This window comes from Pseudophaeobacter sp. TrK17 (assembly GCF_042192375.1).
Lineage (GTDB): Bacteria > Pseudomonadota > Alphaproteobacteria > Rhodobacterales > Rhodobacteraceae > Pseudophaeobacter.
On record NZ_CP071700.1, the window covers coordinates 689,211 to 710,001 of the forward strand.

General features: G+C 61.5%; 14 protein-coding genes, 3 pseudogenes and 1 riboswitch. Of the genes and pseudogenes, 11 read left to right on the forward strand and 6 right to left on the reverse strand.

The features are described from left to right. Positions 1 to 66 precede the first annotated feature (66 nt). From puuE to JZI28_RS03240, 3 genes and pseudogenes are all read left to right on the forward strand, one after another. Positions 67 to 1,485, forward strand: a complete 1,419-nt coding sequence (puuE, locus tag JZI28_RS03230) for an allantoinase PuuE (RefSeq protein ID WP_375699225.1) — start codon at positions 67 to 69, stop codon at positions 1,483 to 1,485. Further along, entirely contained in the window at positions 1,482 to 1,979 is a 498-nt protein-coding gene (locus JZI28_RS03235) for an ureidoglycolate lyase (protein ID WP_375699226.1), read from the forward strand. The genes puuE and JZI28_RS03235 overlap by 4 nt, the downstream gene beginning before the upstream one ends. 68 nt (positions 1,980 to 2,047) lie before the next feature. Further along, positions 2,048 to 2,527: pseudogene (locus JZI28_RS03240) on the forward strand (solute carrier family 23 protein); the annotation flags it as partial. Between the two features lie 12 nt (positions 2,528 to 2,539). Here the strand turns inward: JZI28_RS03240 and JZI28_RS03245 are convergent. After that, positions 2,540 to 3,852 (reverse strand): annotated as a pseudogene (locus JZI28_RS03245) (IS256 family transposase); the annotation flags it as partial. Positions 3,853 to 3,905: 53 nt separating this feature from the next. Here JZI28_RS03245 and JZI28_RS03250 point away from each other — a divergent pair. Next, a pseudogene (locus tag JZI28_RS03250) lies at positions 3,906 to 4,883 on the forward strand (solute carrier family 23 protein); the annotation flags it as partial. 356 nt (positions 4,884 to 5,239) lie between these two features. Here JZI28_RS03250 and JZI28_RS03255 read toward each other — a convergent pair. The 4 genes from JZI28_RS03255 to JZI28_RS03270 all read right to left on the reverse strand — a co-directional run bounded on the left by JZI28_RS03255 (position 5,240) and on the right by JZI28_RS03270 (position 8,805). Beyond that, positions 5,240 to 6,226, reverse strand: coding sequence for a type I glyceraldehyde-3-phosphate dehydrogenase (locus JZI28_RS03255; RefSeq protein WP_375699227.1), 987 nt, complete (start codon positions 6,224 to 6,226; stop codon positions 5,240 to 5,242). 121 nt (positions 6,227 to 6,347) lie between these two features. After that, positions 6,348 to 6,746 (reverse strand): hypothetical protein, encoded by a 399-nt coding sequence (locus JZI28_RS03260; RefSeq protein ID WP_375699228.1) that lies wholly within the window; start codon positions 6,744 to 6,746, stop codon positions 6,348 to 6,350. Between the two features lie 217 nt (positions 6,747 to 6,963). Next, complete coding sequence (locus tag JZI28_RS03265) at positions 6,964 to 7,788, reverse strand: bifunctional allantoicase/(S)-ureidoglycine aminohydrolase (RefSeq protein WP_375699229.1); 825 nt, start codon at positions 7,786 to 7,788, stop codon at positions 6,964 to 6,966. A gap of 240 nt (positions 7,789 to 8,028) precedes the next feature. Next, a complete protein-coding gene (locus JZI28_RS03270) occupies positions 8,029 to 8,805 on the reverse strand; it encodes an IclR family transcriptional regulator (protein WP_375699230.1) in 777 nt (258 codons plus the stop codon). Between the two features lie 165 nt (positions 8,806 to 8,970). Here JZI28_RS03270 and JZI28_RS03275 point away from each other — a divergent pair, with 165 nt between their 5' ends. The 5 genes from JZI28_RS03275 to JZI28_RS03295 all read left to right on the forward strand — a co-directional run bounded on the left by JZI28_RS03275 (position 8,971) and on the right by JZI28_RS03295 (position 17,638). Then, the gene (locus JZI28_RS03275; protein WP_375699231.1) at positions 8,971 to 10,287 is read left to right on the forward strand and encodes a Rieske 2Fe-2S domain-containing protein; all 1,317 of its coding nucleotides are present in this window, start codon (positions 8,971 to 8,973) and stop codon (positions 10,285 to 10,287) included. 80 nt (positions 10,288 to 10,367) lie between these two features. Further along, complete coding sequence (locus tag JZI28_RS03280; protein ID WP_375699232.1) at positions 10,368 to 11,837, forward strand: glutamine synthetase family protein; 1,470 nt, start codon at positions 10,368 to 10,370, stop codon at positions 11,835 to 11,837. A 210-nt stretch (positions 11,838 to 12,047) separates the two neighbouring features. Then, positions 12,048 to 12,130, forward strand: a riboswitch (glycine riboswitch). Positions 12,131 to 12,289: 159 nt separating this feature from the next. Next, positions 12,290 to 12,649 carry a glycine cleavage system protein GcvH gene (gene gcvH / locus JZI28_RS03285; RefSeq protein ID WP_295447523.1) on the forward strand — a complete coding sequence of 120 codons (360 nt, stop codon included), beginning with the start codon at positions 12,290 to 12,292 and terminating at the stop codon, positions 12,647 to 12,649. 176 nt (positions 12,650 to 12,825) lie between these two features. Beyond that, positions 12,826 to 15,693, forward strand: coding sequence for an aminomethyl-transferring glycine dehydrogenase (gene gcvP, locus JZI28_RS03290; RefSeq protein WP_297340538.1), 2,868 nt, complete (start codon positions 12,826 to 12,828; stop codon positions 15,691 to 15,693). A 199-nt stretch (positions 15,694 to 15,892) separates the two neighbouring features. Then, the gene (locus JZI28_RS03295) at positions 15,893 to 17,638 is read left to right on the forward strand and encodes an amidohydrolase (RefSeq protein ID WP_375699233.1); all 1,746 of its coding nucleotides are present in this window, start codon (positions 15,893 to 15,895) and stop codon (positions 17,636 to 17,638) included. A 19-nt stretch (positions 17,639 to 17,657) separates the two neighbouring features. On the opposite strand, the gene JZI28_RS03300 is transcribed toward JZI28_RS03295, so the two are convergent. Then, positions 17,658 to 18,593 carry a 2-hydroxyacid dehydrogenase gene (locus JZI28_RS03300; RefSeq protein ID WP_375699234.1) on the reverse strand — a complete coding sequence of 312 codons (936 nt, stop codon included), beginning with the start codon at positions 18,591 to 18,593 and terminating at the stop codon, positions 17,658 to 17,660. A 123-nt stretch (positions 18,594 to 18,716) separates the two neighbouring features. On the opposite strand from JZI28_RS03300, the gene JZI28_RS03305 reads away from it, so the two are divergent. Then, the gene (locus tag JZI28_RS03305) at positions 18,717 to 19,952 is read left to right on the forward strand and encodes an acyl-CoA dehydrogenase family protein (protein ID WP_375699235.1); all 1,236 of its coding nucleotides are present in this window, start codon (positions 18,717 to 18,719) and stop codon (positions 19,950 to 19,952) included. Positions 19,953 to 19,955: 3 nt separating this feature from the next. Beyond that, positions 19,956 to 20,762: a thioesterase family protein gene (locus JZI28_RS03310; protein WP_348156733.1), complete on the forward strand. Its 807-nt coding sequence runs from the start codon at positions 19,956 to 19,958 to the stop codon at positions 20,760 to 20,762. The last annotated feature ends 29 nt before the right edge of the window (positions 20,763 to 20,791 follow it).

Sequence of the window (20,791 nt, forward strand, 5' to 3'; positions counted from 1 at the left end):
AATAGGCCGGTTTTGCCGTTTTTGACGACAGAGCGGTGGACAGAGGTTAAGAAAGAGACGCAGCGCATGAACAGATATCCGCGCAATATGATTGGCTACGGGGCGCAGGCTCCAAACGCAGCCTGGCCGGGAGCGGCCCGGGTGGCGGTGCAATTTGTGCTGAACTACGAAGAGGGCGGCGAGAATTGCACCCTGCATGACGACCCCGCGTCCGAGGCCTTTTTGTCCGATATTGCCGGGGCTGCGCCCTGGCCGGGGCAACGGCACTGGAATATGGAATCGATATATGAATATGGCGCGCGGGCTGGGTTTTGGCGGCTGCATGACATGTTCACCGCTGCCGGGATTCCGCTGACAATTTATGGCGTGGCGACGGCGCTGGCGCGCTCTCCCGAGCAGGTGGCGGCGATGAAATCTGCCGGCTGGGAGATCGCCAGCCATGGCCTGAAATGGGTCGAGCACAAAGATATGGCCCCGGAAGACGAGCGCGCGGCCATTGCCGAGGCGGTGCGACTGCATACCGAAGTGGTCGGGGAGCGGCCGCGTGGCTGGTACACTGGCCGCTGCAGCGCCAATACGGTGCGGCTGGTGGCAGAAGAGGGCGGCTTTGACTATGTCTCGGACACCTATGATGACGATCTGCCCTATTGGCTGGAGGTCGGTGCGCGCGACCAGCTGGTGATCCCTTACACGCTGGAAGCCAATGATATGCGCTTTGCCACCGCACCAGGTTATATCACTGGCGAACAGTTCTTTCAGTATCTGAAGGACGCCTTTGACCTGCTCTATGCCGAGGGGGCAAATGGCGCGCCCAAGATGATGAGCGTCGGGTTGCACTGTCGGCTGATTGGCCGCCCTGGCAAGGCGGCAGGGTTGAAGAAGTTTCTTGAGTATATTCAGGGCTTTGATCATGTCTGGTGCCCGCGCCGCATCGAGATCGCCGACCATTGGGCCAAGATGCATCCGCATCAGCGCTTTGAGCGCGCCAGCCAGATGGATCTTGCGCGGTTTGTCGAGGTCTTTGGCGGTATCTTTGAGCACTCCCCCTGGATTGCCGAGCGCGCCCATGGGCTGGAGCTGGGCCCGGCGCATGACACCGCAGGGGGGGTGCATAATGCCCTGTGCCGGATGTTCCGCTCTGCCAGCGAGGACGAACGCCTGGGCGTTTTGACCGCGCACCCGGATCTGGCGGGAAAACTGGCGGCGGCCAAACGACTGACCGCAGAGAGCACCACGGAGCAGGCCAGCGCTGGGCTGGATGCGCTGACAGATGCGGAGCGGCAGCGGTTTAGTGCGCTCAACAGCGCCTATGTGGACAAACACGGCTTTCCCTTCATCATTGCGGTGCGGGACTACGACAAGGCCTCGATCCTGGCGGCCTTTGAACGGCGCATCGACAACAGCCGCGCCGAGGAATTTGCCGAAGCCTGCAAGCAGGTGGAGCGCATTGCCGAGTTCCGCCTGCGCGATCTGGTGCCAGCATGAGCGCACCGGAGAACAAGATCGCCATTCAGCCGATAAGCGCAGCGGGGTTTGCCCCTTTTGGCGATCTGCTGCAGGTCACTGGCGCGCCGGACAAGATCATCAATCAGGGGCTTTGCGGTCGCTACCATGACCTGGCGCAGATGGATTTCTGTGACGGCCGGGCGGGGCTGAGCCTGTTCAATGCGGAACCCCGCACCCTGCCGCTGGCGCTGACGATGATGGAGCGCCACCCGCAGGGCAGTCAGGCCTTTATTCCGATGAGCGAACACGGGTTTTTGGTGATCGTCGCCCCGGATGCGGGCGGCACGCCCGGCACACCACTGGCCTTTGAGACCCAGCCGGGACAGGCGGTGAATTTTCACCGCGGCACCTGGCACGGGGTTCTGACACCTTTGCAGGCGCCGGGGCTGTTTGCGGTTGTGGATCGCATTGGTGCTGGCGCCAACCTGCAGGAACACTGGTTCGAGACGCCTTTTGTGGTGGAGCGAAGCTGACAACGACGAGAGGGATCACCCAAAGAAGGTGGCGATCTTGAAAACCAACAGAACGAGGGAATATGAAAATGGCTGATGGCGCTTTAGGAACACCTGCGCAACTGCGGGATCCGAATTACACTCCACCGCTGGCGCGTGCGGTGCCGCTGGGCATCCAGCATGTGCTGGCAATGTTTGTCTCCAATGTCACCCCGGCGATCATCGTGGCGGGGGCGGCGGGCTTTGGCTTTGGCTCCAATTCGCCGGACTTTCCGGAGCTGCTGTATCTGATCCAGATGTCGATGCTCTTTGCCGGGGTGGCGACCCTGTTGCAGACTGTGACCCTGGGACCTGTGGGGGCGGCGCTGCCGATTGTGCAGGGGACATCCTTTGCCTTTTTGCCGATCATGATCCCGCTGGTGGCGGGCAAGGGCGTCGATGGCCTGGCGGCGCTCTATGGTGGGGTGCTGATTGGCGGTATCTTCCATGGTCTGCTGGGGCTGGTGATCGGCAAGATCCGCTTTGCGCTGCCGCCGCTGGTGACAGGGCGAGCTATGCTTGAATTTGGGTGACGCGCGTCATCAGGCGGCGCGGTTTTTGGCGTCATTCTTCACTTCGACGCCGTCGTTGAATTTGATTCCTTCGATGACTTTTGGCAACTGATTTCTGCCTTTGAGGCGCAGCCATGTTTTCGATGCGGACTGGATGAGGGTGAAGACCATCAGTTTTGCGGTCTTTTGCGAGAGTGCGCCTTTGGTGCGCACCGTTCTATGCCGCACCGTTGCGAAGACGCTCTCGATGGGATTCGAGGTGCGCAGATGGCCCCAATGCTCGGCCGGGAAGTCGAAGAATGCCAGCATCGCGTCCTTGTCCTTGATCAGACAGGCCACACCTTTTTCGTATTTCACGCCATATTTGTCTTTGAAAGTATCCAAGGCAAATATTGCGGCAGCACGGGTGTCGGCGTGCTGAATGTTGTCCAGATCCGACTTCACGCCGGGTCCCATTTGCTTGGGAAAATAGTTCAGCACATTTTTCACCTTATGTACCCAGCATCTCTGGTGTTTTGTGCTTGGAAACGCCTTATCCAGCGCGTTCCAGAAGCCCATGGCCCCATCGCCAACCGCGATCTCGGGCGCGACGGACAGTCCGCGCTTCTTGATGTCAGTCAGCAACTCGTGCCAGCTCTGCGTGCTCTCTCGAAGGCCGACCTGAAAGCCGAGCAGTTCCTTCTTACCCTCCGGTGTCGCGCCAATGATCACCAACATACACTCGGCATTTTCTTCCATCCGCGCCTGAAGATAGACACCATCCGCCCAGATGTAGACGTAGTGACGAGCCGATAGATCTCGCTGCGCCCAGCTGTCATAATCTGTCTGCCAACCCGCTGTCAGGCGGGCCAGTACGCTGGGCGACAGGTTGGGTGCATCAGCCCCTAAAATGGCTGACAGCGCCTCCTGGAAATCGCCGGTTGAGATACCTTTCAGGTAAAGCACCGGCAAAAGCGCATCCAGACTGACCGAGCGGCGCGCCCATTTGGGCAATATGTTCGACGTGAAGCGGACTTTTGAGGCTGCATCAGGGGTCGCCTTCCGGTCGCGCACCTTCGGTCGCTGCACATCCAGTGCGCCAATCCCCGTCTGGATCTGACGTTCTGGTCCAAATCCATGCCGCACAATCCGTTGGCGGCCATCCTCCAGTCGGTCATCGGCGAAACTGGCGACAAAAGCATCAGCTTCGGCTTTCAATGCCTCCGCCAGCATGCGCCGCGCCCCTTCCCGCGCAAGCTCGGTCAATGGATCTGTGATCGAATCCGATTGGCGAAATGGCAGAATGTCTGTATCGTTCTTCATGGCGTATTGCTCCTTGTGAGGTTCTGGCTGGCTTTTACACCGCCACAATACGCCGCCCTTCAAATCACGCCATCACCCAAACTCCCGCATAGCTCTGACAGGGCTGGTGGTGACCATGATCGGTCTGGCACTGGTCAAGGTTGGCATTCAGTATGCGGCCGGCGGGGTGCCTGCGATTGGCACGCCTGAATATGGCTCCTTGTTGAATTGGTCGGCGGCCTTGGTGGTGATCTTTGCCACCCTGGGGCTTAAGTTTTTTGCCCGCGGCATGCTGTCGGTTTCGGCGGTGCTGTTGGGTCTGATTGTGGGCTATATCTACGCGCTGATGATGGGCATGGTGACGGTCGAGGCGATTGGCAGCAGCTGGTCGCGGGCGGCAAGTTTTGCCCTGCCGGTGCCGTTCAAATACGGGTTTGAGTTCTCTTTTGCAGCCATTCTGGGCTTTTGTCTGATGGCCTTTGTGTCAGCAGTAGAGACCGTTGGTGATGTCAGCGGGATCACCCGTGGTGGCGCCAAGCGGGAGGCCACGGAAGAGGAAATCACCGGGGCTACCTTTGCCGATGGTATTGGCTCGGCAGTGGCCGGGATTTTTGGAGGTTTGCCAAATACCTCGTTCAGCCAGAACGTCGGACTGATCGCCATGACCGGCGTGATGAGCCGCCATGTGGTCACCATCGGGGCGCTGTTCCTGATCCTGTGTGGTCTGGTGCCCAAGGTCGGAGCGATCATTCGCACCATTCCGATTGAGGTGCTTGGAGGCGGTGTCATCGTGATGTTTGGCATGGTTGTGGCTGCCGGGATTTCGATGCTGTCCGATGTGAACTGGAACCGGCGCAATATGGTGATCTTTGCCATATCTTTGTCGGTTGGTCTGGGGCTGCAGTTGGAGCCGGGGGCGGTGCAATATCTGCCGGGCACGCTGAAGGTGCTGATGACCAGTGGCTTGCTACCGGCTGCATTGATTGCAATCGTCTTGAACCTGGTCCTGCCTGCAGAATTGGCGGATGAAGCCACCGAAGAAGTCTCTGGCGGCATGGCAGGGCATGGTGATGGCAGCCTGCCTGGAGAGTAGGGTTTTTAGAAACCAAAAAAGGGGGAGCTCCCGTCCAAACTGAACCAATCAAAGATTGGACCAGTTTAGTTGGGCCCAGCGCCGCGCTGACGCGCGGCGCTTTTCTTTTGCTGAGAGGTTCTGAAGGGGCGGGTTTGCCCCTTCAGAACCCTTTCAAGCCTGTGGCGCCGCATCCTGCCTCAAGGGTGAACCGCGCTTGCGCGCGGCAGCCAAGGCTGCCCTTGACCCAGGATGCGGCAAGAAACTGCTTTTTCCATAGGGCGTGGCCGCGCCGCGCGAAGCGCGGCGCTGGGCCCAACGGGAGCGCTGCAGCTGTGCTGCGGCAGCGACGGGCGGGAGAGCTGGGCTTTGGCTTCTTAGGGGCGGGCCATCAGGCGGGCGACATCCAGCATTCGCGCCGAAAAGCCCCACTCATTATCATACCAGCCAAAGACCCTGACTTGCTGGTCGCCAACCCGTCGGATTTCCGGCGCTGCAAGCACCAGGGATTCTGGCCGCGCCCGCAAATCTGACGACACCAGTGGCATGTCGGTCCAGCCCAGCACTTCGGATGCCGCGCAACCGGCCTGCAGGGCTGCGATGAAACGGTGCTCCTCAACCGGGCTGTGCAGCTGCGCCACCAGATCCACCGCCGATACGCTGGCGGTGGGCACCCGCACGGCCGCGCCGCTGATCCGGCCTTTGAGATGCGGCAGCACCTCGTCGATCAGATGGGTGGCCGAGGAGGTCGTTGGCACCATCGACAGGGCGCCCGCCCGCGAGCGGGCAAAATCGCCCCGTGGCGCATCAACCATGGGCTGCGAGTTGGTGTAGCAATGGATGGTGGTCATATGGGCGCTGACAATGCCGCCGATCTCATCCACCAGTTTGACCAGCGGGGCCAGCCCATTGGTGGTGCAGGAGGCGTTGGAGACAATCCGCGCCGCTCCCAACTGGTCCTCATTGGCGCCATAGACCACCGTCTGCTCTGCGGCGGGCGAGGGACCTGAGATCAAGACCTTCGTGGCCCCCGCCGCCAGGCCACGCTGCGCAACATCCGAGCTGCGGGCAATGCCGGTGCAGTCCAGCACCACATCCACCCCGGACAGATCGACCCGGGTGAGATCGGCCTCATGGCGAAACGGGATTTTCTGCTCCAGCACGCTCAGCGTGCCGTCCCCATGGGTCACCGCATGGGGGAAGGGGCCAAAGGTGCTGTCGTATTGAAACAGATAGGCGCAGATATCCAAGGGGGCGATGTCATTGATCAGGGCGATCTCGACGGCCTCGCCGCGCGTCGTGGTGAGGATCTGGCGCAAAATGGCGCGACCGATGCGGCCAAACCCATTGATGGCAATTTTCATAAGCGCAACTCTTTAGCGTTCCGGCTCCCCCGGGGATGGGGGCAGTGCACCGGGATCTGTTCAGGGGATTTACCTTGGCCGATCAAGATCAAACCGGCGCCTGGTGGCTACATGGGTGATATTATTTACGGGGACAGATCAGGGTGGCAAAATAGGCCCCCGTGATGTTGCGATACAGCGAGTCGAGATTGGCGCTGCAGCCGGTTGCTTTGCGAAAGGCCCGCACTGCCTGGCGGGCGCTGAGCACCGCAGGCGGGCGATTGGGCTGTAGCTCGGTGTTGAGCCGAACCGCGCGATACAGCCCCGGCGCCTGTTCCGCGGGAGCGACAACCCAGTTGCGTCCCAGAACGGTGACGTGTTTTGCCGCTGATGCCTCCTTGGCCCCGGACCCGGTCGGCATCAGGCAGGTGGCGAGCGTCAGGCACAGACCAAGCGTCAGGGCTTGGGCAGCGGTCCGCGCGCGCGGCAGTGGACGGGGGCGGGGATAGAGCAGGGGATGGGGCAGGGGGCGGGGGATCATCAGGAACAGCTCCGGCGGTCAAAGAAATCTGCCGCCAGCCTAGCGTCGCATCGGCGCTTTGCAATGGTGATCTCTGCCCGCGGCACAAAGAACCCGGCAGGGGCTATGACCGCACCAGGGGTTGTTTCCAGTCCGGCCGCACAGGCTTTGGGGGGCTGGCCATCGGGGCAGGCGCAGCCTACAGGGTGCAGGCTACGGGACAGGCGACGGGCTCTGCTTACAGGCTCAGGGGCATGTGCCGGTTGACATCTTTGTACAGCAAGTAGCGGAAAGGCCCCGGTCCGGCGGCATAGCAGGCCTGTGGGCAGAAGGCACGCAGCCACATGAAGTCCCCGGCTTCGACCTCGACCCAGTCTTTGTTCAGCAGGTAAACCGCCTTGCCCTCCAGCACATAAAGCCCGTGCTCCATCACATGGGTTTCCTCAAAGGGGATGACGCCGCCGGGCTGAAAGGTGACAATTGTCACATGCATGTCGTGGGACATGTCTTCGGGATCCATAAACCGGGTGGTGGCCCAGCGGCCTTCGGTGTCGGGCATCGCATTGGGGGCGATGTCCTGCTCGTTGCAGACAAAAGCCCGGGGTTTGTCGAGACCGGGGGCGGATTGCCAGCGCTTGCGGATCCAGTGGAAACTGGCACTGGCTTTGCTGCTGTTGTGCAGCTGCCAGGCGCTGCCAGCGGGCAGATAGGCAAAGCTGCCCGCAGTGAGGCTATGTTCTGCGCCGTCTATGGTCAGCTGCAGTGTGCCTTCGGTGACAAACAGTCCGCTCTGGGCTGAGGCATCAGTTTCAGGGCAGTCAGAGCCGCCCCCCGGCTGAAGTTCCACAATATATTGCGAGAAGGTCTCGGAAAAACCGCTCATGGGGCGCGCGATGACCCACATGCGCATGCCAGTCCAGCCGGGCAGGAAAGAGGTGGTGATATCGCGCATGGTGCCGCGCGGGAGTACCGCATAGGCATCGGTGAAAACCGCACGCCCGGTGAGCAGCTGCTGCTGGCCGGGGAGGCCGCCTTTGGGAGTGAAATAGCTGCTTTGGCTCATGGTGCGTCCTTGCTCGATACCGTCGCTGCCATCGGGGCAGATCACAGGCAATATGCGGGTGTCCGGGCGCCGCTCCAAGCAACACAAGGGCGATAACTACCTTCGTAATTTTTTGAAAACGGCCACCGCAATGGCAGTGCAGCGGCCGCTTTGGACAGCGTCCGGAACAAAAGCCCGGAAATGGCAAAACAACAAACCCAAAGACGCCGAGGGTCTGTTCAGGATCTGGGGCAGGCTGGATCAGAGATCGTCCACGGCATTGGTTTGGCGCAGCTCAGCGGCGCAGATCTGCAGCCCCTGTATCAGCGCGTCGCTGCGGCGGTTTGGGTGTAGACCACTGGCCGCAGAACTGCCCAGCACCACCGGTGTATTGCCGGGTCGTGACAGCGCCACCGCGTAGCCAGCTATGCCGGGTTCAAACTCGCTGTCGGTGATGCAGTAGCCGCAGCTGCGGGCCTCGGCGATCTGTTGCATAATCACCTCCCGGTCCAGAATCGATTGCTCTGTGTGACGCGGGACCTCCACGCGGTGCAGCAGCTCGGCGGCCTCTTCCTGGGGCAGGCAGGCCAGCAGCATCCTGCCAAGGCTGGTATGCACCAGCGGGATATGCGCGCCCGCAGTAAAGCCAAAGGTGACCGGTCCGCTCTCGGTGGTGGATTGCGCCAGCAGCAGCACCCGATCCTGATCCAGTATCGCCAGGCTGAGTTCACTTTTCAGATCGCGCGCGTGTTGGTTCAGGGTGGGTTGAATTCGGCGACCAAACTGATTGGCCTGCAAAAAGCCGCCGGCCAGGGCCAGAACCCTGGGGGTAAGGGACAGCATGCGGCCCTGTTGGCGCAGATACCCCGCCTGTACCAGCGTCAGCGCGCCGCGCCGCGCTGTGGCGCGATCCTGGTTGGTGCGCCGGGCGATCTCTGCCAGGGTCATGCTGGGCGTGGCCGCATCAAACACGGCCAGAACGGCCAGGCCTTTGGAAAAACTGGAAGAAATATTTCGGTCTTGTACTGGTTTGGTCATGTAACCTGTCGCTTGTCAAAAATGATTATTGGCTGTGACCTTGACAATGGTCGGAACACACAACAAAAATTGGTCGTATGTAAAAACATAAGTACGTTTAACGAACTTTGTCAAGGGCGCGAAAGCGCCATCCACAGTGCGCAACGCCAAAGGATAGAGCCAGCCATGATCAGCCAGGAATTGAACGATAGCCTCACCCGTGTTGGCAAAGGCAGCGATGCCGGGGAGGTTTTGCGGCGCTACTGGCAACCGGCGGCTTTGGTGGATGAGCTGGAAGGTGTCCGCCCCGTGGTGCCGGTGCGGCTGCTCGGGGAGGATCTGGTGCTGTTTCGCGACAGTGAGGGCGAGCTGGGCCTGATCGGGCGCCACTGTCCACATCGCGGCGCCGATATGTGCTTTGGCCGCCTGGAGGACAACGGGTTGCGCTGCCCGTTCCATGGCTGGCATTTCAACCGCGCTGGTCAATGTGTCGAACAACCCGGCGAACCGGCGGGCAGCCGGATGCATGAGAAGATCCAAAGCACCGCCTACCCGGTGGTTGAAAAGAACGGCATCATCTGGGCCTATATGGGGCCGGGCACGCCGCCGGACTTTCCCGCACTGGACTGTTTCCGCGCGCCCTCCAGCCATGTCTTTGCCTTCAAGGGGTTGTGGGACTGCAACTGGCTGCAGGCGATGGAGGTGGGGATTGACCCGGCGCATGCGTCATTCCTGCACCGGTTCCTGCAGGACGAAGACCCGGCAGAGGCCTATGGCAAGCAGTTCCGCGACACCGCTGGCAATACCGAAATCCCGATGACCAAGCTGCTGCGCGATTTCCCCCGCCCTGAAATCACCGCCGAAGAGGCGGATCATGGGCTCAAGATCACCGCCCTGCGCGATCTGGGCGATGGGCGCACTCATGTGCGTATCACCAACCAGATCTTCCCGGAGGCGATCTGCATCCCGATGTCGCGCGAGATGACTATTACCCAGTGGCATGTGCCGATCGACGACAAATCCTGCTATTGGTATTCCATGTTTACCAGTTTTGACCAACCGGTGAACAAGACGCTGATGCGCGAACAGCGTCTCAAGGAACACCGCCTGCCGGACTATGCGCCGCTGAAAGGTCGCCATAACAACTACGGCTTTGATCCGGAGGAGCAGCAGCGCGAGACCTATACCGGCATGGGGCTGGATATCAATGTGCATGACCAATGGGCGGTTGAAAGCATGGGCGCCATTCAGGACCGCACGCAGGAACACTTGGGCAAGACCGATGTTGGCATCATCCGCTACCGTCGCCAGTTGCGCGCTGCAATTGCTGCGGTAAAAGAGGGGCGCGATGAGGATCTGCCGATGTATGGCGGGCTGGACCTTGCCACCGTTTTCGGGCCAGTTTCCAATGACTCGATTGCGCCGGATGGCGATTGGGAACGTGCCGCACAGGAAGCTGATCTTCAGCGTCGCGGCGCCTGTTCCTGGGATGCCAAGGTCTAGACGACCAATCAGTGCAGGGTGATAGACGGACCACGGGGGCAGCCAGGGGGCTGGTGCCGCAATAAAAGGTGAAATGTGCAATGGCTGAAGATCTGGCGACAGGGCTTGCAACGGGGCGCTTGGCACGGATGGGGCTGCTTGCCCCGCAGGCGCTGGCGCTGGCAGAGGATGTCCTGGCCAAGGCCCGGGCGGAAAACATTGAAACCCTGCGGGTGCTGTTTGTCGACCAGCACGGTATCCTGCGCGGCAAGACCCTGGTTGCGGAGGCCTTTGAGGGGGTGTTTCGCTCTGGGCTGAACATGCCCTCGACCCTGCTGCTCAAGGATACGTCACACCGCACGGCCTTTGCGGTCTGGGAGGCCGAGCAGGGCGATGGTGGCGTCTTTGTGCCAATGCGCGGCGCCGGGGATGTGCTGTTGGTGCCGCGTCCGGAAACCTTTCGAGTGCTGCCCTGGTCGCCGCATTCCGCCTGGATTCTGTGCGACCCGGTGCAGACCGATGGCAGCCCTATCAGCTTTTCCTCAGCCCAGGTGCTGCGCCGGGCCGCTGCCGATCTGGATGCGCAGGGGCTGGAGGCGATTTTTGGTCTGGAGGTGGAGTTTCAGATCTTTGAACGGCTGGATGCGGCGCTGGACCACAGCCAAAGCACCATGCCGGGCGCACCGGTGGCAACCCGCAATCTGACCCAGGGCCATCAGTTCCTGACCGAAAGCCGCTACAGCGACTGTGAGGCGGTGTTGGATGACATCCGTCGCAATGCGCAGGCGCTGGGGCTACAGGTGCGATCGGTCGAGATCGAGATGGGGCCGAGCCAGTTTGAATTCACCTTTGCGCCGCTGCCGGCGCTAGAGCAGGCCGATGCCATGGTGATGTTCCGTACCATGGTCAAAGAGCTTTGTGCCCGCGCCGGGTTGCACGCCAGTTTTATGGCAAAGCCGCGTCTGGACAACGCCATGGCCAATGGCTGGCACCTGCATCAATCGCTGCTGGAGCGCTGCTCTGGGCGTAATCTGTTTGAGCCGGGTGCGGATGGCAGTCTGACTGCGCAGGCCTCGGGCTGGATTGCGGGTTTGTTGACCCATGCGGCGGCCTCCTCCCTGATGATCGCGCCAACGGTGAACAGTTATAAACGCTACCAGCCCTATCAACTGGCGCCGGATCGCATCCAGTGGGGGCAGGACAATCGCGGCGCCATGCTGCGCGCCCTGATGCAGCCGGGAGACGCCGCCTCAAGGATTGAAAACCGCGCCCCTGACAGCTCGGCCAATCCCTATTTTGCCATTGCCGCACAGATCCTGGCGGGCGCTGCCGGGATGGCGGCGGGCCTGCAGGCCCCGGCGCCGACCAGCTCCCCCTATGATGCCGGCGCCGCGCGGCTGCCGCGCTCGCTGGGGCAGGCGCTGGACAGCTTTGCCAGCTCCGATCTGTTTGCCGACACATTGGGGCCCGAGTTTGTCAGCTACCTGGCACAGTTGAAACGGTTTGAATGGGAACGCTACCTCAACACCGTCAGCGAGTGGGAGCAGGCGGAGTATTTCAACCTGTTCTGAAGCGCCTTTTACGGCGCTCAAGATAGTTATGAGTAAAAGCGACAAGCTGGGGCGTATTTGCGTCTTGAACGCGCCCCGGCGCGCTGGTACTTGTGGCCTTGTGTATATGGGAGAACCGTCGCGGCGCTGTTGGGCTTTTGGGCCCCTGCGTAAGCCCGGTGCCGAAGGAGCAACCGCCCCGGAAACTCTCAGGCAGCAGGGACCTTATGCACGAAAGACTCTGGAGAGAGCGCGGGGAGAGCCCGCGCCGCCGAAGGGATAACGATCTCAGGCAAGCGGACAGAGGGGGCATCGAACCGGGCGGGCAGGGTGCGCGCGCGGGGATGCCGGAGAGACTTGACCAGATCCCACTGATCAAGCCGGCCCGAATATCCGGCTCCCTTTGGGGGCGGGAAGGCCAGATCAAACCACCGGGCAAGGTGCTCCGGGGCAAGCATAACGGGATGAGAGCGATGAAATTTACCGAAGAACACGAATGGCTGGACGTGGACGGCGATATTGTGACCGTGGGCATCACCGCCCATGCTGCCGAGCAGCTGGGGGATGTGGTCTTTATTGAACTGCCCGAGGTTGGCGACGAATTTGCCAAAGACGATGAAATCGTGGTGATTGAATCGGTGAAGGCCGCCTCTGACATCCTGTCGCCGCTGGACGGCGAAGTGGTCGAGGTCAATCAGGCCCTGACCGAGACCCCCGGCAAGGTGAATGACGATCCACAGGGCGATGCCTGGTTCTTCAAGCTCAAGGTCGAAGACCTGTCGCCGATGGACGACTACATGGAAGAAGCCGCCTACAAGACCTTCATCGGATAAGATCTACAGCCCGTCGCACCCCTGGTTCGGCGGGTTTTGCTTAGCAGCTGCAGATTGGCTTGATCGCCTGGATCAGGCAGACGGGTTTGCCCGAACGCATTTCCTGTGTCCGCGATCTGCTGTCGCGCCCTGCACCGAACCGCTTTGACCCGCCCTGAACAGACAGGACCTATGTGATGCCTTTCACTCCCACCGACTATCTTCCCTATGATTTTGCCAACCGTCGCCACATTGGCCCCTCTCCCGAAGAGATGCAGGCCATGCTGGACGTTATCGGTGCCGAGAGCCTGGAGGCGCTGATCGACGACACGGTTCCGGCCTCAATCCGGCAGGCTGCAGCACTGGAGTTTGGCCGCCCGCTGTCCGAGCGCGAGCTGCTGTTTCACATGCGCGAAGTGGCGGATAAGAACCAGGTGCTGACCTCACTGATCGGGCAGGGCTACCATGGCACGGTGACGCCCCCGGCGATCCAGCGCAATATTCTGGAAAACCCCGCCTGGTACACCGCCTATACGCCCTATCAGCCCGAAATTTCCCAGGGCCGGCTTGAGGCCTTGCTGAACTTTCAGACGATGATTTCCGACCTCACCGGTTTGGAAGTCGCCAATGCGTCATTGCTGGATGAAGGCACTGCGGCGGCCGAGGCGATGACCATGGCGCAGCGGCTGGCCAAATCCAAGGCAAAGGCGTTTTTTGTTGATCGGGACTGCCACCCGCAGACCATTGCCGTGGTGCAGACCCGGGCACAGCCACTGGATATCGAAGTGATTGTCGGAAACCCGGACAAGATGCAGGCCGATCAGGTCTTTGGCGCCCTGTTCCAGTATCCTGGCACCTACGGCCATGTGCGTGACTTTACCCCGCAGATGGAGGCGCTGCACGCCGCCCGTGCGATTGGCGTGGTGGCGGCAGACCCACTGGCGCTGACCCTGCTGAAAGAGCCGGGCGCCATGGGGGTGGATATTGCTGTTGGCTCGACCCAGCGCTTTGGCGTGCCAATGGGCGCAGGCGGGCCACATGCGGCCTATATGGCCACCCGCGACGCCTATAAACGGGCGATGCCGGGGCGTATTGTCGGGGTGTCGATCGATGCCCAGGGCAACCAGGCTTACCGGCTGTCGCTGCAAACCCGCGAGCAGCATATCCGCCGCGAAAAAGCCACCTCCAACGTCTGTACCGCGCAGGCGCTGTTGGCGGTGATGGCTTCGATGTATGCGGTGTTCCACGGTCCCAAAGGGCTCAAGGCGATTGCCCAGCGGATCCACCGCAAGACCGTGCGTTTGGCGCGTGGGCTGGAAGAGGCGGGCTTTAAGGTCGATCCCAAAGGCTTCTTTGACACCATCACTGTTGATGTGGGGCCGCTGCAGGCGGCGGTGATGAAATCGGCCCTCGACGAGGGCATTAACCTGCGTCGCGTCGGTGAGACCCGCGTTGGCATCACCCTGGATGAGACCACCCGGCGGGACACCACCGAGGCGGTCTGGCGCGCTTTTGGCATCACCCGTGCGGATGACGAATTGGCGCCGGAATACCGTGTACCAGCGGATATGCACCGCGAATCCGACTATCTCACCCATCCGATTTTCCACATGAACCGGGCCGAGACCGAGATGATGCGCTATATGCGCCGTCTTGCGGATCGTGATCTGGCGCTGGATCGCGCCATGATTCCGCTGGGCTCCTGCACCATGAAACTGAACGCCGCCGCCGAGATGATGCCGCTCAGCTGGCCCGAGTTCGCCCATATCCACCCCTTTGCCCCCGCCGCGCAGCAGGCAGGGTACGCTGAGATGGTAACGGATCTGTCGGACAAGCTGTGTCAGATCACTGGCTATGATGCGATCTCGATGCAGCCCAATTCCGGCGCGCAGGGCGAATATGCGGGTCTGTTGACCATTGCTGCCTATCACCGCGCCCAGGGGCAGGGGCATCGCAATATCTGTCTGATCCCGATGTCGGCCCATGGCACCAACCCGGCTTCGGCCCAGATGGTGGGCTGGAAGGTCGTGGTGGTGAAATCGGCGGAGAATGGCGATATTGATCTGGATGATTTCCGCGCCAAGGCGGAAAAGCACTCCGATAATCTGGCGGGCTGCATGATCACCTACCCCTCGACCCATGGGGTGTTTGAGGAAACCGTGCATGAGGTCTGCCAGATCACCCATGATCACGGCGGTCAGGTCTATATTGATGGCGCCAATATGAATGCCATGGTGGGGATCAGCCGTCCCGGCGACCTGGGCGGCGATGTCAGCCATTTGAACCTGCACAAGACCTTTGCCATTCCCCATGGTGGCGGTGGTCCCGGCATGGGCCCAATTGGCGTCAAATCCCATCTGAGCCCGCATCTGCCGGGACACCCGGAGCAGGGACACCCAGAACGGGGCGGCGCAGATGCGGGGCCGGTCTCAGCAGCGCCCTACGGGTCTGCCTCGATCCTGACGATCTCATGGGCCTATTGCCTGATGATGGGCGGCGCTGGGCTGACCCAGGCGACCAAGGTGGCCATTCTGAACGCCAACTACATCGCCAAGCGGCTGGAGGGGGCCTATGGGGTGCTGTACAAGGGGCCAACGGGCCGTGTCGCCCATGAATGCATCCTGGATACGCGTCCCTTTGACCTGAGCGCGGGGGTGACGGTGGATGATGTGGCCAAACGGCTGATGGACAGCGGCTTTCATGCCCCCACCATGAGCTGGCCTGTGGCCGGCACCCTGATGGTGGAACCCACCGAGTCAGAGACCAAGGCGGAGCTGGATCGGTTTGTCGATGCCATGCTGTCGGTCCGGGCCGAAGTGCAGGCCATCGAAGACGGCAAAATCGATGCGCAGAACAACCCGCTGAAACATGCGCCGCACACTATGGAGGATCTGGTGAAAGAGTGGGATCGCCCCTATAGCCGCGAACAGGGTTGTTTCCCCCCTGGCGCCTTCCGGGTCGACAAATACTGGCCGCCGGTCAACCGCGTTGACAATGCTTACGGCGACCGCAACCTGATCTGTACCTGTCCCCCGCTGGAAGACTACGCTGAAGCGGCGGAGTAGGCCAAACCGCCAGCGCATGTAAATCAGGCAGGTATATCAGACGGGCCCTTCGGGGCCCGTTTTGTGTCTGCAGCTGCGCCACGGTTGAGAGGGTACAGGGGCATTCTCCTCTTTGTAGGCACCTTCCCGCGACGTCAGCCTTGTTTGGAATCAGCACCGCCCCAATCCTGCCGCCCAAAGGGACGGGGAGATGTGTGCGATGAAATGGCTGCGGCGCGTGCTCAAAGGATTGTTGCTGTTGGGGCTGCTGGCGGCGGGGCTGATCTGGTATCTCCTGCGCCCCGAGCGCGTCGCATCCCAGTTGATCCTGACCGGAGGGGAGATCCTTCCCATGGCCACAGCGGCCGAGGTGCCCGGTCCCGAGGCGATTTTGGTAGAGGATGGCGTGATCACTGCAGTTGGCACCTTGGCACAGCTGCAAGAAAGTGGCGCGCCGGTGCATGATTTAGCGGGCAAGGTGCTGACGCCGGGGTTGATCGAACCCCATACCCACCCGATTGCCACGGCGCTTTTGGGGGCGGTGGTGGATGTCAGCGGCTTTACCCACAGCAGTCGCGCCGAGGTGATGCAAACCCTGGCGCAGGCAGCAGATGGTCGGGCGCTGACCCCTTGGCTGGTGGCCTATGGCTGGGATCCGGTGGCCATCGCTGATCTCACAGCGCCAACCCTGGCAGAGCTGGACGCCATTGCGCCGGACCGCCCTCTGGTGGTGATCACCCAGATGCTGCATGAGGTCTTTGCCAATACCGCTGCCATGCAAGCCGCTGGTATTGATTTGGTTTCACAGGACGCGCAGGACGTACAGGCGGGGCAAGCGGGCATCATCCGCGACGCCGCAGGCCGGGCCACCGGTGCCTTCCGCGAGCTGGAGGCGGTGAACGCCATCCTCGGCGCCATGCCGGCGGCCGATCCGGCAGTCATCGAGCTCTTGGTGCGTAAGGAATACACCACCTATGCCAAGGCAGGCTATACCACCATTGGCATCACCGGGGCGGTGGGCAAACACCCGGATCCGGTGGGGCTGTTGCGTCATATCGGTGCCACGGCTGCGCCTCTGCGGGCCTATCTTTATCTGCTGCCGCATCAGGGCAAGGCACTGGGAGGCAATGATGATTTCCGGGTTCTGGGCACCAAGTTCTGGATGGATGGTTCGCCCTTTACCGGTGGTGCAGCCTTTGCCGATGCCTATGAGCACAGCGATCTTACCTCGGAGCGGATGCATATCCCCCACGGCCATCTGGGGCCGGTGAACCATGACCCTGGCGATTTTGCCGCCAAGGTCGCCGCCCTGCAAAGCGCCGGGCATCAGATTGCCGTGCACAGCCAGGGGGAACGCGCCATTGACGAGGTGCTGGATGCGTTTGAGGCTGCCGGGCCAAACCCTGGTCTGCCGCATCGGCTGGAGCACAATGCGCTGATCACCGCCGCGCAGATGCAGCGGGCCAAGGCGCTGGGCATCAGTCTCGGCTTTTTTGTCGACCACATCTTTTACTACGGCGATGCGCTGCCGGATATCGTGGGGGACCGGGCAGAGCGCTACATGCCCGTGGGGACGGCGATGCGCGCCGGGGTGATTACCACGCTGCATGGGGACCATCCGGCCTCGCCGATTGGCGCGTTGCGCACCCTGCGCACGGCGGTGGACCGGACCTCGGTTTCAGGCGCGACCATAACTGCGCCGGATCAGGCGGTCTCTCGCTATCAGGCTCTGTCGGCGATGACGCGCCAGGCGGCACGGCAGCTGGGGCAGGAGGCGCTGATTGGCACGATTGAGGTCGGCAAACGCGCGGATTTCACCCTGTTCAACGGCAACCCGCTGACGGCGGACTGGCAGGGCTTATCCGTGGCGGCAACCTGGAAGGATGGCCAGCCCACCCAGACCGGGCTGGGGGGCTGGCTGCGATTTGGCCCGGCGTTTGCGGCTCTCAAATCTATGCTGTTTTAGCGACGCCTTGGCGGCGGGGTCAGTAGCCCCGCTGCCGGTCCACTGCGTGCAGCAGATCTTCGCCGGCGCCCAGACGACGGAAATTTTCCACCACATCCTGCAGCGCCTCGCCCAGGTGCCAGCCCGAAATATGCGGCGTGATGGTGACCTGAGGGTGCGCCCACAGCGGATTCTGCTCGGGCAGCGGCTCGGTGCAAAACACATCCAGCACCGCATGGCCCAGATGACCGCGATCCAGGTCGGCAATCAGCGCCGCTTCATCCACCAAATCGCCGCGCCCGGCGTTGATGAAGGTGGCGCCCGGTTTCATCGCGGCCAATGTCTGCGCATTGATCAGCCCACGGGTTTCGCCGGTAGAGGGCAGGATGGCGCAGATATAGTCACAGATGCCCAGCATCGGCTCCAGCGTTTCCGCCCCGTGGTGGCAGGTGACGCCTTCCATGTCTTTGGCAGAGCGGCTCCAGCCGTGCACCTCAAAGCCGAGATCGCGCATCAGAGCGGCGGTTTCGCCACCGATATGACCCATACCCAGCACCCCAACGCGGGTCTTGTGGTTTTGCTTTGGCTCCAGCGATTCCCAGCTGGCACGGGCCTGATTGGCCGCATGGGCCAGAATGTTGCGCTGCCCCTGCAGCACATAGGCAAGGCAATACTGGGCAATCTCGCGGGCGGGTTCCAGCGGTTTTAACCGAGTGACCTGCACATGTGGCGCCAGAGCCGGGTGGGCGACGATGGTTTCCACACCAGCCCCCAGTTTTTGCACCAATGCGAGATTGGGCAATTGGGGCGGCAGATCGTCGGCCAGCCCGGAGACGGCCAACATGGTGATCTCTGCCAGATCGCCGGGCTCTTCCAGGGTGCGGATGTCAGCCCCGGGGGACAAATTGCGCAGCTCAGCTGCCAGTTCGCGGTCGCGATACCATCCGTCATGTCCAATATTGACCAATAACGCCATGCTGGTTCCTTCCGTATAATTTCTATTATGACTCAATGACGTCCCGTCATTGCGCTGGACAGTTGTTGCGCGACTAAGCCATGGTTTTCGCAAGAGCGAAAGTGGCAGTGGAGGAGAATTTCTATGGATATGAATTTTGGCATGCGGGCAGAGAATCGCCAGCTGTTGGAGCGGGTTGCCACCATGGTGCGCGATGAGATCATGCCGCTGGAGGCCGAATATCAAGCCGAGATCGGCAAAGGCGACCGCTGGCAATATACCGTCCGCCAGGCTGAGATCCTCGAAGGGTTGAAAGCCAAGGCCAAAGCAGCGGGGCTGTGGAACTTTTGGCTCACCGACAGCGACAAGGGCTTTGGGCTTTCCACCGTGGAATACGCCTATTTTGCCGAGGAAATGGGCAAGACGCCGCTGGGCGCCGAGGTGTTCAACTGCGCCGCGCCGGACACCGGCAATATGGAAGTCTTTGAGCGTTACGGCACCGAGGCGATGAAACAGCAGTGGCTGGCGCCGCTGTTGGAGGGCAAGATCCGCTCTGCCTATCTGATGACCGAACCCGATGTGGCCTCTTCGGATGCGACCAATGTGTCGATGGCCTGCGTGCGCGATGGCGACGACTATGTGCTGAACGGCGAAAAATGGTGGGCCTCGGGGGCCGGGGATCCGCGCTGCAAGGTCTATATCGTCATGGTGAAAACCGCTGGCGAAGAGCAGCCCAAGCACCAGCGTCAGTCGATGATCGTGGTGCCCGCAGACACCCCCGGTATCGAAGTGCTGCGCCCGATGGAGGTCTACGGCCACGACGATGCGCCCCATGGCCATATGCATATCCGCTTCACAAATGTGCGGGTGCCAGCCGATAGTATCCTGCTGGGCGAAGGTCGCGGCTTTGAAATCGCCCAAGGTCGCCTTGGGCCTGGACGGATCCACCACTGCATGCGCGCCATCGGTCAGGCCGAAAGCGCCCTGGAGCAAATGTGCAAACGGTCGCTGCAGCGCGAAGCCTTTGGCAAGAAGCTGGCCCATCTGGGCGCCAATTACGATATCGTTGCGGAATGCCGCATGGAAATCGAAATGGCGCGCCTGCTGTGTCTCAAGGCTGCCTGGTACATGGATCAGGGTGATGGCCGTGCGGCGGCGCCTTGGATCAGCCAGATCAAGGTGGTTGCGCCACGGGTGGCGCTGAAAGTCATTGATGAGGCGGTGCAGATGTTTGGTGGTCAGGGCGTCAGCCAGGATACACCGCTGGCCACGGCCTGGACTCATGTGCGCACCTTACGTCTGGCCGATGGCCCGGATGCGGTGCACCGTCGCCAGGTGGCGCGGGTTGAGCTGAAGAAATACACTCAGGAAAAGGTCTGATCCATGACCTCCAAGGCGCTCGCGGCGGCACCGTTCTTTTCGCAAAACTCTGAAGGCGTTTTTGTGGGCAACGATCCGGCGCGGGGGCCCTGGTCTGCGGATCACTGCCATGCCGGGCCGGTCACCGGCCTGGCGGTTCGCGCCGCCGAGATCGAGGTGGGCGCCGACAAGATGCTCTGTCGGTTGACGCTGGATATTTTGCGCCCGCTGCCACTGGCGGGGCTGCGGGTTGCGGCCGAAACCACGCGCCACAGCCGCACCTTGGCGACGACACAGATCACCGTACATGATCTCGACAACAACCTGTGTGCGCTGGGCACCTCGATGCATCTGGTGCGTAAAGATCTGGGACCGGTGCCAACCGCGCCGGTGCTGCCGTTGAACCGCGCCGAGGCCGTGCCGGGGCGGTTTTCCATTGGCGCAGGTCTGCATGACAAACCCTATTTTGGTGAATTTCTGGATGTGGCCTATCCGCCTGAGTTTGGCCTGGAGCCCGGTCCAAAGACCCTTTGGATGCGCACCACCACCCTGCTGGAGGGGGAGCAGCAATCGCCGATCCAGTCGCTCTGTGCGCTGGCGGACTGTGGCAATGGCATCTCCTGGAATGCGGCCCCCAGCGAGATGGGCTTTATGAATACCGACCTCACTCTCAATGTGCACCGCGAGCCCGTTGGCGATTGGCATGCCTCAGAATCGATCTCCCATTGGCACAGTAGTGGCATTGGTATGTCGCAATCGGTTTTGCAGGACGAACAAGGCCCGGTGGCCACAGCCCTGCAAACCCTGGTTCTACATCCGCCCAAAGGTTAGGATCAGGCCCTATTCATTCAGCATGCCTG

Coding starts and splice junctions, on each gene's coding strand:
- puuE (WP_375699225.1), top strand. CDS start 67: ATGAACAGATATCCGCGCAATATGATTGGCTACGGGGCGCAGGCTCCA.
- JZI28_RS03235 (WP_375699226.1), top strand. CDS start 1,482: ATGAGCGCACCGGAGAACAAGATCGCCATTCAGCCGATAAGCGCAGCG.
- JZI28_RS03255 (WP_375699227.1), bottom strand. CDS start 6,226: ATGAAAATTGCCATCAATGGGTTTGGCCGCATCGGTCGCGCCATTTTG.
- JZI28_RS03260 (WP_375699228.1), bottom strand. CDS start 6,746: ATGATCCCCCGCCCCCTGCCCCATCCCCTGCTCTATCCCCGCCCCCGT.
- JZI28_RS03265 (WP_375699229.1), bottom strand. CDS start 7,788: ATGAGCCAAAGCAGCTATTTCACTCCCAAAGGCGGCCTCCCCGGCCAG.
- JZI28_RS03270 (WP_375699230.1), bottom strand. CDS start 8,805: ATGACCAAACCAGTACAAGACCGAAATATTTCTTCCAGTTTTTCCAAA.
- JZI28_RS03275 (WP_375699231.1), top strand. CDS start 8,971: ATGATCAGCCAGGAATTGAACGATAGCCTCACCCGTGTTGGCAAAGGC.
- JZI28_RS03280 (WP_375699232.1), top strand. CDS start 10,368: ATGGCTGAAGATCTGGCGACAGGGCTTGCAACGGGGCGCTTGGCACGG.
- gcvH (WP_295447523.1), top strand. CDS start 12,290: ATGAAATTTACCGAAGAACACGAATGGCTGGACGTGGACGGCGATATT.
- gcvP (WP_297340538.1), top strand. CDS start 12,826: ATGCCTTTCACTCCCACCGACTATCTTCCCTATGATTTTGCCAACCGT.
- JZI28_RS03295 (WP_375699233.1), top strand. CDS start 15,893: ATGAAATGGCTGCGGCGCGTGCTCAAAGGATTGTTGCTGTTGGGGCTG.
- JZI28_RS03300 (WP_375699234.1), bottom strand. CDS start 18,593: ATGGCGTTATTGGTCAATATTGGACATGACGGATGGTATCGCGACCGC.
- JZI28_RS03305 (WP_375699235.1), top strand. CDS start 18,717: ATGGATATGAATTTTGGCATGCGGGCAGAGAATCGCCAGCTGTTGGAG.
- JZI28_RS03310 (WP_348156733.1), top strand. CDS start 19,956: ATGACCTCCAAGGCGCTCGCGGCGGCACCGTTCTTTTCGCAAAACTCT.